The following is a 14,638-nucleotide window of genomic DNA, read 5'->3' as shown; positions in this document are numbered from 1 at the left end:
CTTATTCCCCTCCGTCTTTGCTAGTCAAGAAGTAAATCGTATCCAGTTCTAACTTGTTCGCCATTTTAATGACATCATCTTTAGTCACCTTGCGGATGTTTTCGATCAGTTCATCCGCAGGCATCTCTGCACCGGAAATCATCTGATGATAAAGGACTTCGATCAACCCGTTTGCATTGTCCATTGTCTCCTGCAGCTGGTTGATGACCTGTTCTTTCGTTTCTTCCACCTGCTGTTCAGTAAAGTCTCCTGCTTTCATCGCATCCATTTGCTCCAGGATAATCGACTTTGCCTGTTTATAATCTTTTGGATCCACCCCGCTGAATACGAGCAGCAGCCCCTTGTGGCTTTCAAATCGTGAAGCAGCATAGTATGCAAGGCTGTGTTTCTCCCGGACATTCATGAACAGCTTGGAACTCGGAAAGCCGCCGTAAATTCCATTAAAGATTTGAAGGGCGTAATAATCATCTTCCCCGAATTTCGTATACGTACGATAGCCCAGGTGAAGTTTCCCCTGCTTCACTTCTTCCTTCTCTACAATCTCACTCACTTCCTCCACCTGTTTGGACACAGAGACTTGGTCATTATCCGAATTGTCGCTGTTTTTCCTCGTGAAGAAGCGGCTTGTTAAAGACTCAACATCTTTGGAGGGAATGTCTCCGATTACATACACATCAAGCATATCACCCTTAATCATCTGCTCATAATAGGAATAAAGGGATTCCGGCGTGATGTCTTTAAAATCTTCTAAGTACCCATGTACATGGAGTGCGTAAGGCTCATCCTTGCACATATTATCCATGAGACGCAGGTTCGCATAACTCATTTTGTCATCCTTAATGGACGTAATCTTCTGCTCAAGCGTCTGTTTCTCCCGTTTGACGATATCTGTATCGAATCCATCCCCTTCTTTTTTGGGATCGAACAGGACTTCATGGAACAGCTTGAGTGCTTCTTCTAATATCGGCTCTTCGTCGTTTAAATAAGCTTCGTTCACCACTTCCATGCGAAAGCTGATGACGTGGTTCTCCCCTTTTTTAGATCCATCGCTGGAAAGTGCTGTCCCGTAAAGGTTCTCAAACGCCGACTGCAGGGAACGGATATTGGGGTGATTGGAGGTCGCTTTCTGAAGCACATGTGGAAGCAGCGCACGTTCCGTGATACCTTCCCTTTTAAGCGGCGCTTTGAATTTAGCTACAATGGTGATCGTTTTATATTTCTTGCTAGGTAATATATGTAGACGGTACCCTTCTTTATCGAGTATCGTTTCTTTTGTCAATTTCATATGTGTATCCTCCTTCTTATTCTTTTATTATTATAGACGGACATGTCCATATTCATCCATTATAGCTAATGCTAAGGTATATGTGGGAAAAAGTAAAAAATTAAGCCCGGCAGTTATGCCGGGCTTAATTTTTATCGATTTCCTTTTACATAGGCTTCCCCGAGAGATCTCGGTGCATCGGCACGGCCGATAAAACCTGCAAGCGCAAGGATTGTCAGCACGTAAGGTGCAATTAAAATAAAGACGCTTGGTACACTCTCCAGGAAAGAAATATCGGATGAAACGATACTTAAACTCTGAGCAAACCCGAAGAATACGGCAGCACCAAGGGCACCCAGCGGATGCCATTTACCGAAGATGACGGCTGCGAGGGCTATGAACCCCTGCCCGAGAATCGTCCCTCCTGAGAAGTTAAGCGCGACCGTCAGTGCATAAACCGCCCCTCCCAGACCACCGAGGGCACCCGAGATCATAACACCAATATATCGCATTCTGTACACTTGGATTCCGTTTGTATCCGCAGCCATCGGATGTTCCCCGACCGAACGCAGCCTGAGTCCAAACGGTGTTTTGTAAAGGATAAACCAGGACAAGAATGCTAATGCAACGGCTAAATAGGATGGCCAGTACCATCCGGTGAAAAATAAATCACCGATAATAGGAATTTTGTTTAATAGCGGAACATCTGCCGAGTAAAAAGGTTTGGAAACGAAATCAGTTTGACCTTTATCGTACCATTGCTTCGTCAAGAACAAGCCAATACCCAGGGCAAGGAAGTTAATCGCAACGCCGCTGACTACCTGGTCGGCCCGGAAAGAGATAGAAGCCACAGCATGGACCAGCGAGAAGATGGCAGACACGACCATAGCAACTAGTATGGAAACCCAAGGAGTTGCACCGCCAAGAGCATCAGCAAACGTCAAGTTGAATACGACGGCTACAAAGGCTCCCATAATCATCAAACCTTCCAGGCCGATGTTAATGATGCCGGACCGTTCACTGAACACCCCGCCGAGGGCCGTGAAAATCAGAGGGGTAGCGAATACAATGGCGGAACCGAGAATACGGCTCAATATTTCAATGAATTCCATTTATTTCCCCTCCTTCTTAAAGCGCAGAATGACCCATCTGATCATATAGCTTGAAGCAACAAAGAATATAATTAACGCAATAATAATTTCGACCAGTTCGGTAGGAACTCCGGAAACGGTCGGCATGTTCAAGGCTCCGATTTTCAATACGCCAAAAAGAAATGCCGCTAAAACGACTCCTAGAGCGGTGTTTGCACCAAGCAGAGCAACGGCGATTCCGTCAAATCCGATGTTTGTGAAGCTCGTCTTGGCAGACATGAATCCGAAAGTGCCGAGGCCTTCCATCGCACCTGCAAGACCGGCAAAAGCACCGGAGATCACCATAGCCATAATAATATTTCTGCCAACGTTCATCCCGGCATAATTAGACGCATGCTGGTTGAAACCGACGGAACGAAGCTCGAAGCCACGTGTCGTCTTGTTCAAAATGAACCACATGACAAGAGCCATGAATAAAGCAAGAATGAACCCGTAGTGAATACGGGAATAGAAAGTCATTTCTGCCAGCCAATCCGACTGGAAAGAAGCCGTAGCAGCAATATTTGCTGTTCGATCTTCCCCGTCGGTAAGAACGTTTCGAATCAGAGAATTCGTTACATACAGGGCAATATAATTCATCATGATTGTTACAATAACTTCGTGTACGCCGAGTTTCGCCTTTAATAGACCAGGAATGAACCCCCAAAGGCACCTGCAAAAGCCGCGGCAAGGACGGCAAGTGGTAAATGGACGGCCATTGGCAGTTCAAAAGAAATACCCACCCATACCGAAGCGAGCCATCCCATGAAGACCTGTCCTTCCACACCGATGTTCAACAAGCCGGAGCGGAGTGCAAAAGCGACAGCTAGACCAGCAAGAATATACGGCGTGACTTGACGAATCGTTTCACCAATGAAATAAGCATCTCCGAAAGCGCCATTCCAAAGTGCTGCATACCCTTCCAACGGATTATATCCAGAGAAAAGCATAATCAAAAGACCGGCAAGAAGTCCAAGAACTACAGACAAGACAGGGATGAGGATATTGATCATACGGTTTGAAAACATTACTCTCCACCTGCTTTCTGTTCCGTATTTCCGGCCATTAACAGACCGAGCTGTTGTTCATCCGTTTCTTCCGGCGTGACATTCGCAATGATTGTTCCGTCAAACATGACAGCAATGCGGTCACTCACGTTCATAATTTCATCGAGTTCGAATGACAAGAGCAGGACGGCCCGCCCTTTGTCCCGTTCCTCGATCAGCTTCTGGTGAATGAACTCGATTGCTCCTACATCAAGACCACGAGTCGGCTGAGCAGCGATAATGAGATCCGGGGACCGGTCCACTTCCCGGCCGATGATTGCCTTCTGCTGGTTCCCCCCGGACAAGGCCCTTGCTTTGGTGTACGCATCCGGTGTCCGGACATCATATTCTTTAATGAGGCTTTCCGCCTTCTTGTAGATATTTTTGAAGTTCATAATTCCCTTTTTCGAATAAGGCTGATGATGGTATGTTTGGAGCACCATGTTTTCCCCAATTGGAAAATCGAGGACCAGACCGAATTTGTGCCGATCCTGAGGTATATGGGAAACACCCGATTCTGTTATTTTTCTAGGAGTGAGGTTGGTAATGGCTTTATCATGAAGCTTAATTGTACCCGAATCTGCTTTCCTCAATCCGGTAATTGCCTCAATCAATTCCGACTGTCCATTCCCATCGACACCAGCGATTCCGACGATCTCTCCTGCTCGGACGTCCAGGTTCAGACCTTTGACCATCTCGACGCCTCGTCCGTCCTTCACCCGGAGATCCTGAACAGATAAGTAGATGTCTTTCGGTTCTGCAGCTGTTTTCTCCGTGGAGAAGCTGACATCCCGACCGACCATCAAAGAAGCAAGCTCTGTAGGTGTTGTTTGTTCGACGTCCACCGTCCCGATTCCCTGGCCTTTACGGATGACCGTGCAGCGGTCGCAAACCTCCATAATTTCTTTCAATTTGTGTGTAATGAGGATGATCGACTTTCCTTCCTCCACTAAACTCTTCATTATTGTAATTAGTTCTTTAATTTCCTGAGGCGTCAATACAGCAGATGGCTCATCAAAAATGAGGATATCCGCTCCTCTGTATAATGTTTTTAAAATTTCGACTCTTTGCTGCATACCTACGGAGATATCTCTCACCTTGGCTCTTGGATTTACGTTCAAGCCATACTTTAAGGAGAGTTCTTCTACCTGCTTTTCCGCTTTTTTAATATCGACTGTCATGCCTTTTGTCGGCTCACTGCCGAGCACAATATTCTCGGTCACAGTGAACGTATCGACGAGCATGAAGTGTTGGTGTACCATTCCGATTCCAAGGTTGTTTGCCACGTTCGGATCGGAGATGTTCACTTTTTTTCCGCGAACTTTGATTTCGCCTCTTTCCGGCTGGTAGAGTCCGAACAATACGTTCATAAGCGTGGATTTCCCTGCCCCGTTTTCCCCGAGCAGCGCATGTATTTCTCCCTTTTTCACCTGCAGGTTGATGTTGTCATTTGCCACGATCCCCGGGAATTCTTTCCTGATGTTCAACATTTCAATAACATATTCCATCTATCTTCCTACCTCCCCCTGATGTCCTCTAAAAATCAGCGAATGAAAAGGGCCGGAACGATCTTTTCATTCGGTGACTTTTCCTTTTTCAGACAAAAGAAAAGGCCGGCTCTCACCAGCCTTTTCTCATTACGGTTTACAATGAATCTTCATATTCCTTCAATTCGTCATGTGTACTAGGAACTTCGACATCACCGTTGACAATCTTCTCTTTCCATTCTTCTACTGCAGAAACGATATCTTCTGTCATTGCCTCTTCGTTCGTAGTAGCAAGGCTGATTCCATCATCAGAGAGACCATATTCAACGACTTCTCCACCAGGGAACTCTCCGTTCATGGATTTTTCGGAAATATCCTGAACAGCTAGGTCCACACGTTTAACCATGGATGTCAGCGTCACGTTGGAATCACCGATCTCGCCTTCCTCGTGCTGGTCACGGTCGACACCGATTACCCAGACATCTTCATCAGGGTTGCCATTCTTAATGTCTTTCGCTTGGGCGAATACGCCGTTTCCGGTTCCACCGGAAGCATGATAGATGACGTCTACACCTTTGTCATACATGTTGGAAGCAATAGCTCGTCCTTTATCCGGGTTACCGAAGCTTTCTGCATACTCTACTTCGACTTCGATGTCGGCATTAACGGATTTAACTCCGGCAACGTAGCCTGCTTCAAATTTGTTGATCAAGCTGCTGTTTTCCCCGCCGACAAAACCTACTTTATTCGATTTAGTCTTTTTAGCGGCAGCTACCCCGGCAAGGAACGAACCTTCCTGCTCACGGAATGTGATCGACACGACGTTGTCACCTTCCTGCACGGAGTCGACAAGAGCGAAGTGTGTATCCGGATTCTGCTCTGCCACATCAGCAATCGCCGGCTGAAGCAGGTATCCGATTCCAAAGACAAGGTTGTAGTTCTGACGGACAAGGCGATTCAAGTTAGTGGCATAATCGGCATCACTTTCTGATTGCGCATAATCAATGCCTTCTCCTTTACTGAATCCATTCTCATCGCCAAAGGCCTGAAGACCCTCCCAGGCAGACTGGTTAAAGGATTTATCATCGACGCCGCCTGTATCTGTAACCATTGCTACAGAGAAGTCACCGGATGATTCCTCTGAACCGGACGACTCTTCATTTCCTGAGTTGTCCTCTCCACCAGATTCTTCCTCGTTATCTGAGCCGCCGCAGGCAGCAAGGACCATACCAAGCGTAAGTAGTAAAACAAAGACTAAAAGAAAACGATTCTTCAACAAAACAATGACCCCCTAATTGATTTTGTTAAGTATGAGTTGCAAAGACCAACCTTAGGAATATCTTTGTAAACCAGCCTCACCTCCCTAAAATGGCACAAAGTCATCTAAAACAGGAAAGCATCACACACGTTTTCTCAGAACATGGAAGCTGAATTTATCTGCACGGAAGTAGTTGGATGAAAGGAGCATTGGAATATCATCCTGGGAGTAGTGCATTTGTCTAAGTAACAGCAGCGCCTGATCGGGCTCGCACTTCAGGATCGGGGAAATCCGTTCATGGTAGCCGATGGGTTCTATGTGGGTTACGGCATATTCAATCGACTTGCCGGTGTAAGCTTCGAGCACTTGAAAGAGGGAATCCGCTTCCCTGACATGGTCGATGGGAAGGAGTCCTTCGGGGATTTTATCGGTACAGTAAACAACAGGCTCGTCATCCGCGGTACGGACACGCTCTACTTTCGCAAGCGATGTCACTTCAAGCGGAGAAAATCTGGCCTTATCCTTTTCCGTGGGGTCGATTAAATCCGCCGATAGATACTGGGAACCAGGAGTCATACCTGATTTCAAAATCATTCCTGTCACACTATCGAGCTCCTCGATACCGGATGTAAACAGCGGTTTGGAATTGACGAATGTCCCCACTCCGTGCCTTCTCGTGACGACACCGTCTTCCTCCAGTATTCGGAGCGCTTCACGAAGGGTTGCTCTTGATACACCAAGGGTTTTGGATAATTGGAATTCTGATGGAAGCTTTTGTTTCTCTTTAAAAATACCGTGTTCAATATCTCGTTTTATCTGCTCGATCACCTGTAAGTATAGATGACGAGTATCCTGTCTAATGGACATCGTTTCACCCCAAGTCTTTTGAACTATCTGAGAGATCTGACCTCTGACGTTCGACACATCATATTTTTACAATAATATAACACTATACAAGGAATAAATAAATACAATTTCCCCATTTTTGTGAATTTTACGACAGCATCTTCTGTGAAACCTTGATATCAAAGGGTTTTGATTAGAGATAATTATATAGCCCCCGTGTACCGGGCCCATTTCCCTACAGCAGTGGATTAACGCGTCAAATCATTGGATATTCTGGTTTTTCCCTTGTTACATACTAATGGGATAATGTTCCATCCTAATTCGACTTTTGGTTTCATGGAATTATCTTCCTTTTGCAACTAAAAAAGGAGCTACTGACGGGCAGCAGCTCCTTTGCTCAGGAAGTATGTTGTTCTTCTGTTGACTGGCTTACGAGGACAGCTCTTGGTTTACTTCCTTCGTAAGGACCGACGATGCCATTGTCTTCCATTGCATCGATCAGCCGCGCGGCACGTGTATAGCCGACGCGGAAACGTCTCTGAATCATAGAAACACTGGCACTCTGCATTTCTATAACCATTTGGACGGCTTCCGGATACAAATCATCGTCCACTTCCTGCTTCACTTCGCTTTCTTCTTCCGGAATCATTTCATCCTGGTATTGAGCCTTCTGTTGTTCCACACAAAAGCCGACGACCCGCTCCACTTCATCATCCGATAAAAAAGCACCCTGCACTCGTGTCGGTTTGTTTGAACCGACAGGGGTAAAGAGCATGTCTCCTCTACCAAGCAGCTTCTCTGCTCCTCCGGAATCCAAAATGGTCCGAGAGTCTGTTTGAGACGATACACTGAACGCGATTCGAGATGGGATGTTCGCCTTGATGACGCCGGTGATAACGTCGACAGAAGGACGCTGCGTTGCAATGATCAAATGGATGCCAGCCGCCCTTGCCATCTGGGCAAGTCTTGTGATTGCATCCTCCACTTCGTTGGAGGCGACCATCATGAGGTCGGCCAGCTCATCTACGAGTACGACGATATATGGAAGCTGCGGCTGTTCTTCTTCTGCATTCTGGTTCTGCCTTCGGATGTATTCGTTATAGCCTTCGATATTTCTCGTTGCAGAATCAGAGAAGAGGTCGTACCTTCTTTCCATTTCGGCCACCACTTTTTTCAGCGCTCTGGATGCCTTTTTCGGATCCGTAACAACAGGAGCCAGAAGATGCGGTATACCATTATAAACGTTGAGCTCCACCTTCTTCGGATCAATCATCATCATTTTCACTTCATGAGGCTTGGCACGCATGAGGATACTCGTAATGATCCCATTGATGCAGACACTCTTCCCGCTTCCGGTCGCCCCGGCTACGAGCAGGTGAGGCATCTTGTTTAATTCAGACATGACTGCTTCTCCAGAAATGTCCCTTCCAAGGGCGAAGCTCAGCTTGGATTCAGGCTTCGACTTCCCTGTCTCCAGCACTTCTCTCAAGGAGACCATCGAAACTTCTTTATTCGGTACTTCGATACCGACGGCCGATTTACCCGGGATCGGCGCCTCTATCCGAATGTCCTTGGCGGCAAGGGCAAGGGCGAGATCGTCGTTTAAATTAACAATCTTACTAACCTTTACCCCAACATCCGGGTAGACTTCATATTTCGTCACGGCAGGTCCGACGTGAACTTTAGTCACCTTTGCCTTGACCCCGAAGCTGTGGAACGTTTTCTCAAGTTTTTTCACAGTCGCTTGGATATGAGATCTTCCCTGTGTCTGTGGCGTGGAACTAGGTTCGTCCAGCAATTCAAGACTCGGAAGCTGATAATCAACATTCTCAAGCTCTGCGGTCGGCATGGAGGTTTCCAATTGGACATCATCCGGGTCTTTTGCTGGTTTGCTTTCAGAAGATGGCTTATCCGTCTTCCGTGCATGTTCTGTAAAGTCCTGTATGATAGGCTCCTCCGAAGTCTCCAACTCTTCCGGTTCGTCTTTCTCTTCATTCATTTCATAAACTACGGTTTCCTCAACATCTTCTTTCTCTTTCACAGGAAGAGATTTTTTCTCCTCTTTTGCCTGTTTCAAACGCTCTACCTGGTCTTTGCCAATTACCTTCAGTTTCTTGCCGAGCTTCGAGAAAAATTCGCCGATCGACCATTCACTTACAAATATAAGTCCTACGATGAATAAGAAAAAAGCGGCAATCGCTGTCCCTACACCGGAGAACAGATAATAGGTTATCGATAAGAGAACTGCTCCAATGAGACCTCCTCCGACCGTGTAAAAGGAGGCTTCCCCTCTCATCATAGCTGTAAGCCGCTCCCACGTCATGGAGAGAATGGAGCCATTGCCGGATCCGAGCTCCGCGGACAATGTTTCTAAGTGCGTAAACAGTAAAAGAGATATCAAAAGGATATACATACCAGCTAATCGTCTATGTAAAAAGGTCGGCCATTTGCGTTTTACCATGAGATAAATACCGACAACAAGGAAAAATAAGGATACGATAAAATACCATACGCCGAAGAAGAACTGCCATAAATGCTCGAGACCTCCAGGAACTGCACCGTCACTGATTGCTGCAGCACCGCTGCCAATCACGGCCAGGAACAGGAAACAGAGTCCGAGTAATTCAAATTTTATTTGACTTTTGAAATTCGTCTGTTTCTTTTTCTTTTTTCGTTTTCTTGCCATTCCGATTCCACCTCCCTAAGCTGAAAGGAGAAGGATGCCTGCTGTTCTTCTTCCCCATCCAAGAAGATGACAGCGGCATCCTTTTTTTCTTTCAGCTATCCTAATTATACCATAGGGCGGTGTAGTGTTACGAGTCCAACCATTGTCCCGGCTGGAGCTCAGGATCCATATAATGAGCAGGATCTGTGGATAGAATCTGCATGATCTGCTTCTTTCCATCCGGCGTCTTCGCACATTTTAACGGGCACTTCTCATGTTGATGGAGAATCACTTGATAAGCCTCGTTCTCCGGAGGGAAAATGTCCTGTTCGCTGAGCGGCGTGTAAAGGATACTCATTGGACGACCTGCTCTCCTGTATCTTTGTTCGCTTCGATCATCTCATTCAGCTTCCCCATCGCTTCTTTCACGCCGCCGACGGCATCGATCAAGCCTGCTTCCACTGCTTGTCTCCCTACGATGTTCGTTCCGATATCCCTGGTCAGATTGCCTTTTTCGAACATGAGTTCCTTGAATTTCTCTTCTTCAATGTTGGAATGCCTCGTTACGAAATTGATGACACGATCCTGCATCTTATCCATATACTCGAAGGTTTGCGGGACACCAATGACGAGACCAGTCATACGGATGGGATGAATAGTCATCGTCGCCGTCTCTGCAATAAAAGAATAATTCGATGATACGGCGATCGGAACACCAATGGAATGCCCGCCCCCAAGGACGATGGAAACGGTCGGTTTAGACAGTGATGCAATCATTTCCGATATGGCAAGGCCAGCTTCGACATCCCCGCCTACTGTGTTTAACAAGACAACTAATCCTTCAATTTTCGGGTTTTGTTCAATCGCAATCAGCTGAGGTATTAAATGTTCATACTTTGTTGTCTTATTTTGCTGTGGCAGCTGCACATGCCCTTCCACCTGACCGATAATAGGCAGGACGTGAATGTTGGAATCACCGGGCTGTGGCACGTTGCTCTGACCCAGCTGTTGTATTTTATCTACGAGAGAAGACTGTGGTTTGGCTTCTTTTTCTTTGGGCGTATCTTCGTTCATGGTATGATCAGACCCCTTTTCTTCTTTTCCCGTAGTATGACTTAAACACATTGGAATCATACAGGCATATCCTTTGATTTACCATGCTGCAATTCAAAGAACCTGCGCGTCGAAAAAAACCGCCCTTCCTTCAGTAACAAGAAGGAAGGGCGGATGTATGTGCTATTAAGGAAACTTACGGATGATCGCTTCGATAAGAGCATCTTCATCCAGGCTGAGAGGTACAAGAGGAAGCCTCATCCCTCCCGTGTCCATCCCCTTTTTCTTGAGGGCGGCTTTCACCGGTGCAGGCGAAGGCGCGCAGAAAACCGCTTGGAATACGGGAAGAAGTTTTCTGTGGAGAGACGCCGCTGCCTTATAATCCCCTTTTTCAAATAATTGCAGCATCTGCTGCATTTCTGAACCAATGATATGGGAAGATACACTTATGATACCATTCGCACCGATCGCATAAGCTGGGAGTGTCAAATGATCATCACCACTGTAAAGCGAAAAGTCACTTCTCGTATTTTCAATTATTTGAGCCATTCCGTCCAGGTTTCCTGTTGCTTCTTTTACTGACACGATGTTGTCCGTTTGAGACAGTTCGATGATAGTTTCCGGAGCAATGGTAACAGAAGACCTTCCCGGGACATTGTAGATCATCACAGGCAGACGGACGGCACCCGCAACCGCTTGGAAATGACGAAGCAGCCCCTGCTGATTCGGCTTATTATAGTAAGGGGCAACGACCATCACAGCATCCACCCCTGTTTGTTCGGCACGTTTGGAAAGTTCCACCGATTCACGTGTATTATTGCTTCCTGCTCCGGCAATGACAGGAGCACGGCCTCCTGCCACTTGAACGACGTGGGTCCACAGAGTCACTTTCTCATCAGCAGAGAGTGTCGGTGACTCCCCCGTCGTCCCAGTAACAACTAAACCGTCCGAACCGTTTGCAAGCAGGTATTCCACTAACTCTGTCGTGCGTTTTAAATCAAGTTCCCCACATTTGTCAAAAGGAGTAACCATTGCTGTCAGCACTTTTCCGAAATTCATGATAGGTTCGCCCCATTCTTCGCTCTAGAATTCAATTGGAAGGTTTCATGCAGCGCGTTGACGGCAGGAATCAAGTCTTCTTCTCTCACCAGCACCCAGATAGTCGTATGGGAATCAGCAGACTGCAGAATGGGAATGCCCTGATCGGTTAAAGATTGCACGATTTGTGCGGTTACACCCGGAATACCTGTAATTCCGGCGCCTACGGCGGAGACTTTTGCACACTGTCTGCGAATGACAGGGTCATACCCCAGATCTGTTAGGATATCTACGGCTTTTTCTGTGTACAAATGGTTTATGGTGTAAAGGACACCAATTGGAGATATATTTATGAAGTCTACGGATATATTAGCCGAAGCCATGGATTTAAATACGTCCGATTGGAGTTTGGAGGGGTCTTTCTTAGAAAGTACTTTGATTTGTGTTAAACCGTCCATATGAGCAATCCCGGTGACGGTCCTTTCCTGGATGTCCTGACCGAAGCTTTCTTCTTTCGTACCTGTGACCAGAGTTCCGAGAGAATCCGAATAAGTGGATCGCACCCGGATTGGAACTTTCGCATGCATAGCGATTTCAACCGCACGAGGATGTATCACTTTTGCACCTTGATAAGCAAGATTGCAGATTTCATTATATGTGATGCTTGTGAGCGGTCTTGCCTCTTTTACAATCCGCGGGTCCGCCGTCATAATGCCGTCGACATCGGTAAATATATCAATGTAATCCGCTTTCAGCGCAGATCCAAGAGCCGCAGCAGTTGTATCACTTCCCCCGCGCCCGATGGTTGTTACATCTCCTTGAAGCGTCTGACCTTGAAAGCCGGCTACGACGACAACGTCTTTCGTCTGCATAGTCTGCAGGAGGCGTGCCGGGTTCATCTGCGTAATTTTCGCTCGAGTAAACTCTTCATTGGTTGTAATTCCAGCCTGAGCTCCGGTTAAGGAAACAGCAGAGATTCCCGCTTTGCAAAGTTCATGAGCAAATACAATGGAGGAAATCGTCTCTCCGCAGGACATCATTAAATCCTGCTCCCTTAATGATACTTCTGTTTTTGGGAAGTCGATTAACCCAAGAAGCGTATCCGTCGCATAAGGGCTTCCCTTTCTACCCATAGCTGACACTGTTATGACAACTTTATAGCCTTCGTCCAAAGCATTTTTCACATGATGGATCGCCCGGGATCTGCTTTCCTGATCCCGGACGGATGTTCCACCAAATTTCTGCACAAGTAGCTTCATTTGGCCACCTCTACTTATATGAGTTTACAGCCACTCGTTCGCGATCAAGCATTCTGCGATCTGCACAGAATTCCATGCCGCTCCCTTAAGCAGGTTGTCAGAGACGACCCAAAGGTGGAATCCGCGATCATCGTCCAAATCTTTTCTGATTCTTCCGACGAACACATCCCTTTTATCTGCCGCGGAAAGCGGTGTTGGATAGGTCTGTGTCGCAGGGTCATCTTCAAGGACAATACCAGGTGCATCGGCCAAAAGCTGCTTAATCTCCTCAACCGTGACGCCGTCTTTCTCTACTTCCACATACACACTCTCCGCATGGGAAGTGAAGAACGGAAGGCGCACACAGGTGGCTGCAACGGATAATTCAGGGGCATGCATGATCTTCTTCGTTTCGTTGATCATTTTCATTTCTTCGAATGTATATCCATTATCCTGGAACACGTCAATCTGCGGCAACGCATTGAATGCGATCGGATAATGCTTCTTATCTCCTTTTACAGGAAGAATGTCTGCTTTCAAATCCGTATCATCGAGGAATGCCTGGGACTGATTCCTTAATTCCTCCGCTGCTTCATTTCCAGCACCGGAAACCGCTTGATACGTGGAAACGATCACACGCTTCATCCCCACGGCTTTGCGCACTGGTTCCAGTGCAGCAACCATTTGAATGGTGGAACAATTCGGGTTGGCAATAATTCCTTTATGATCAGCAATATCTTTCTCGTTCACTTCCGGTACAACGAGCGGTACATCTTCCGCCATCCGGTAAGCACTTGTATTATCTACAACGACAGCGCCGCGCTTGACCGCTTCCGGTGCCAGTTTCTTGGAGACGGACCCTCCTGCGGAGAATAAAGCGATATCGATTCCTTCGAAGCTCTCCGGAGTCGCCTCCTCCACCGTATAATCGTTTCCTTGAAATGTCACTTTCGATCCAGCCGAGCGACTGGAAGACAGAAGCTTAAGCTGGTTGATTGGAAAGTTACGGTCCTCCAGCGTTTCGAGCATTTTCTGTCCGACCGCTCCTGTCGCGCCGACTACGGCTACATTATATTGTTTTGCTTCACTCATCAAATGGCATCCTCTCTCTGTGTGTTGTTGTAAGAATAGTAAGATATGTCACTATTTTTGTTATTTTATCATATTTCCAAGAATACCTGTATGAAAAGTTTCACTTAATTTGGATAGCGTTCGATCAAGACCGGCTGCCGCTGTTTCCCAAGGAGGGCCGCTTCAATAGTCTCCGGGATAAGCGTCATATCAGCCACGAGAGAATTAGGCTTTTTGAATGGATGATCCTGACCAAGGGGGACGAAGTAAATATGCTTTGTCGCCATCAATCTCATGATGTTGACCCCGTTCAATCCGAGGGCATCATTGGTTGAGACTGCCAGCACTACAGGACTTTCGTTTCGGAGTGTTGCTTTTGCCGCCATCAGTACGGGGGAGTCTGTTAAAGCATTCGCAAGTTTACTTGTAGAATTACCTGTAAGAGGAGCGATTAACATACAGTCAAGCGGGCGTTTGGGTCCAAGCGGCTCTGCATCCGGTATAGTCATGATCGGTTTTTCCCCGGTGATTCCTCCACCTTC

General features: G+C 46.8%; 12 protein-coding genes and 1 pseudogene. All 13 read right to left on the bottom strand.

Annotation, left to right across the window (positions count from 1 at the left end):
- Position 1: 1 nt before the first annotated feature.
- On the bottom strand, positions 2-1,285 hold the full coding sequence (locus D479_RS18380; RefSeq protein ID WP_008640061.1) for a pitrilysin family protein: 1,284 nt from the start codon (positions 1,283-1,285) through the stop codon (positions 2-4).
- A 131-nt stretch (positions 1,286-1,416) separates the two neighbouring features.
- Entirely contained in the window at positions 1,417-2,376 is a 960-nt protein-coding gene (locus D479_RS18375; protein ID WP_008640060.1) for an ABC transporter permease, read from the bottom strand.
- Positions 2,377-3,422, bottom strand: a pseudogene (locus D479_RS18370) (ABC transporter permease).
- On the bottom strand, positions 3,422-4,948 hold the full coding sequence (locus tag D479_RS18365; RefSeq protein ID WP_008640059.1) for an ABC transporter ATP-binding protein: 1,527 nt from the start codon (positions 4,946-4,948) through the stop codon (positions 3,422-3,424). Before D479_RS18365 ends, D479_RS18370 begins: the two are co-directional and overlap by 1 nt.
- Before the next feature lie 136 nt (positions 4,949-5,084).
- Positions 5,085-6,203, bottom strand: coding sequence for a BMP family ABC transporter substrate-binding protein (locus D479_RS18360; RefSeq protein WP_026577444.1), 1,119 nt, complete (start codon positions 6,201-6,203; stop codon positions 5,085-5,087).
- Between the two features lie 123 nt (positions 6,204-6,326).
- Entirely contained in the window at positions 6,327-7,052 is a 726-nt protein-coding gene (locus D479_RS18355) for a GntR family transcriptional regulator (RefSeq protein ID WP_008640057.1), read from the bottom strand.
- Between the two features lie 376 nt (positions 7,053-7,428).
- A complete protein-coding gene (locus D479_RS18350; RefSeq protein ID WP_008640055.1) occupies positions 7,429-9,717 on the bottom strand; it encodes a DNA translocase FtsK in 2,289 nt (762 codons plus the stop codon).
- A 127-nt stretch (positions 9,718-9,844) separates the two neighbouring features.
- Complete coding sequence (locus D479_RS18345; protein ID WP_008640054.1) at positions 9,845-10,054, bottom strand: YlzJ-like family protein; 210 nt, start codon at positions 10,052-10,054, stop codon at positions 9,845-9,847.
- Complete coding sequence (locus D479_RS18340; protein WP_026577445.1) at positions 10,051-10,770, bottom strand: ATP-dependent Clp protease proteolytic subunit; 720 nt, start codon at positions 10,768-10,770, stop codon at positions 10,051-10,053. Before D479_RS18340 ends, D479_RS18345 begins: the two co-directional genes overlap by 4 nt.
- Before the next feature lie 165 nt (positions 10,771-10,935).
- Positions 10,936-11,808, bottom strand: a complete 873-nt coding sequence (gene dapA, locus D479_RS18335) for a 4-hydroxy-tetrahydrodipicolinate synthase (RefSeq protein WP_008640051.1) — start codon at positions 11,806-11,808, stop codon at positions 10,936-10,938.
- The gene (gene dapG / locus D479_RS18330) at positions 11,805-13,046 is read right to left on the bottom strand and encodes an aspartate kinase (protein ID WP_008640049.1); all 1,242 of its coding nucleotides are present in this window, start codon (positions 13,044-13,046) and stop codon (positions 11,805-11,807) included. Before dapG ends, dapA begins: the two co-directional genes overlap by 4 nt.
- Before the next feature lie 24 nt (positions 13,047-13,070).
- The gene (asd, locus tag D479_RS18325) at positions 13,071-14,117 is read right to left on the bottom strand and encodes an aspartate-semialdehyde dehydrogenase (protein WP_008640047.1); all 1,047 of its coding nucleotides are present in this window, start codon (positions 14,115-14,117) and stop codon (positions 13,071-13,073) included.
- 104 nt (positions 14,118-14,221) lie between these two features.
- A partial coding sequence (locus tag D479_RS18320) for a dipicolinate synthase subunit B (protein ID WP_008640044.1) occupies positions 14,222-14,638 on the bottom strand: 417 nt, incomplete at its 5' end.

The sequence above is a fragment of the Halobacillus sp. BAB-2008 genome (assembly GCF_000328325.1).
Taxonomy (GTDB): domain Bacteria; phylum Bacillota; class Bacilli; order Bacillales; family Halobacillaceae; genus Halobacillus.
Note: the sequence above shows the minus strand (reverse complement) of the source record. Positions and strands in the feature narration are given on the sequence as shown.

Coding starts and splice junctions, on each gene's coding strand:
- D479_RS18380 (WP_008640061.1), bottom strand. CDS start 1,285: ATGAAATTGACAAAAGAAACGATACTCGATAAAGAAGGGTACCGTCTA.
- D479_RS18375 (WP_008640060.1), bottom strand. CDS start 2,376: ATGGAATTCATTGAAATATTGAGCCGTATTCTCGGTTCCGCCATTGTA.
- D479_RS18365 (WP_008640059.1), bottom strand. CDS start 4,948: ATGGAATATGTTATTGAAATGTTGAACATCAGGAAAGAATTCCCGGGG.
- D479_RS18355 (WP_008640057.1), bottom strand. CDS start 7,052: ATGTCCATTAGACAGGATACTCGTCATCTATACTTACAGGTGATCGAG.
- D479_RS18350 (WP_008640055.1), bottom strand. CDS start 9,717: ATGGCAAGAAAACGAAAAAAGAAAAAGAAACAGACGAATTTCAAAAGT.
- D479_RS18345 (WP_008640054.1), bottom strand. CDS start 10,054: ATGAGTATCCTTTACACGCCGCTCAGCGAACAGGACATTTTCCCTCCG.
- D479_RS18340 (WP_026577445.1), bottom strand. CDS start 10,770: ATGAACGAAGATACGCCCAAAGAAAAAGAAGCCAAACCACAGTCTTCT.
- dapA (WP_008640051.1), bottom strand. CDS start 11,808: ATGAATTTCGGAAAAGTGCTGACAGCAATGGTTACTCCTTTTGACAAA.
- dapG (WP_008640049.1), bottom strand. CDS start 13,046: ATGAAGCTACTTGTGCAGAAATTTGGTGGAACATCCGTCCGGGATCAG.
- asd (WP_008640047.1), bottom strand. CDS start 14,117: ATGAGTGAAGCAAAACAATATAATGTAGCCGTAGTCGGCGCGACAGGA.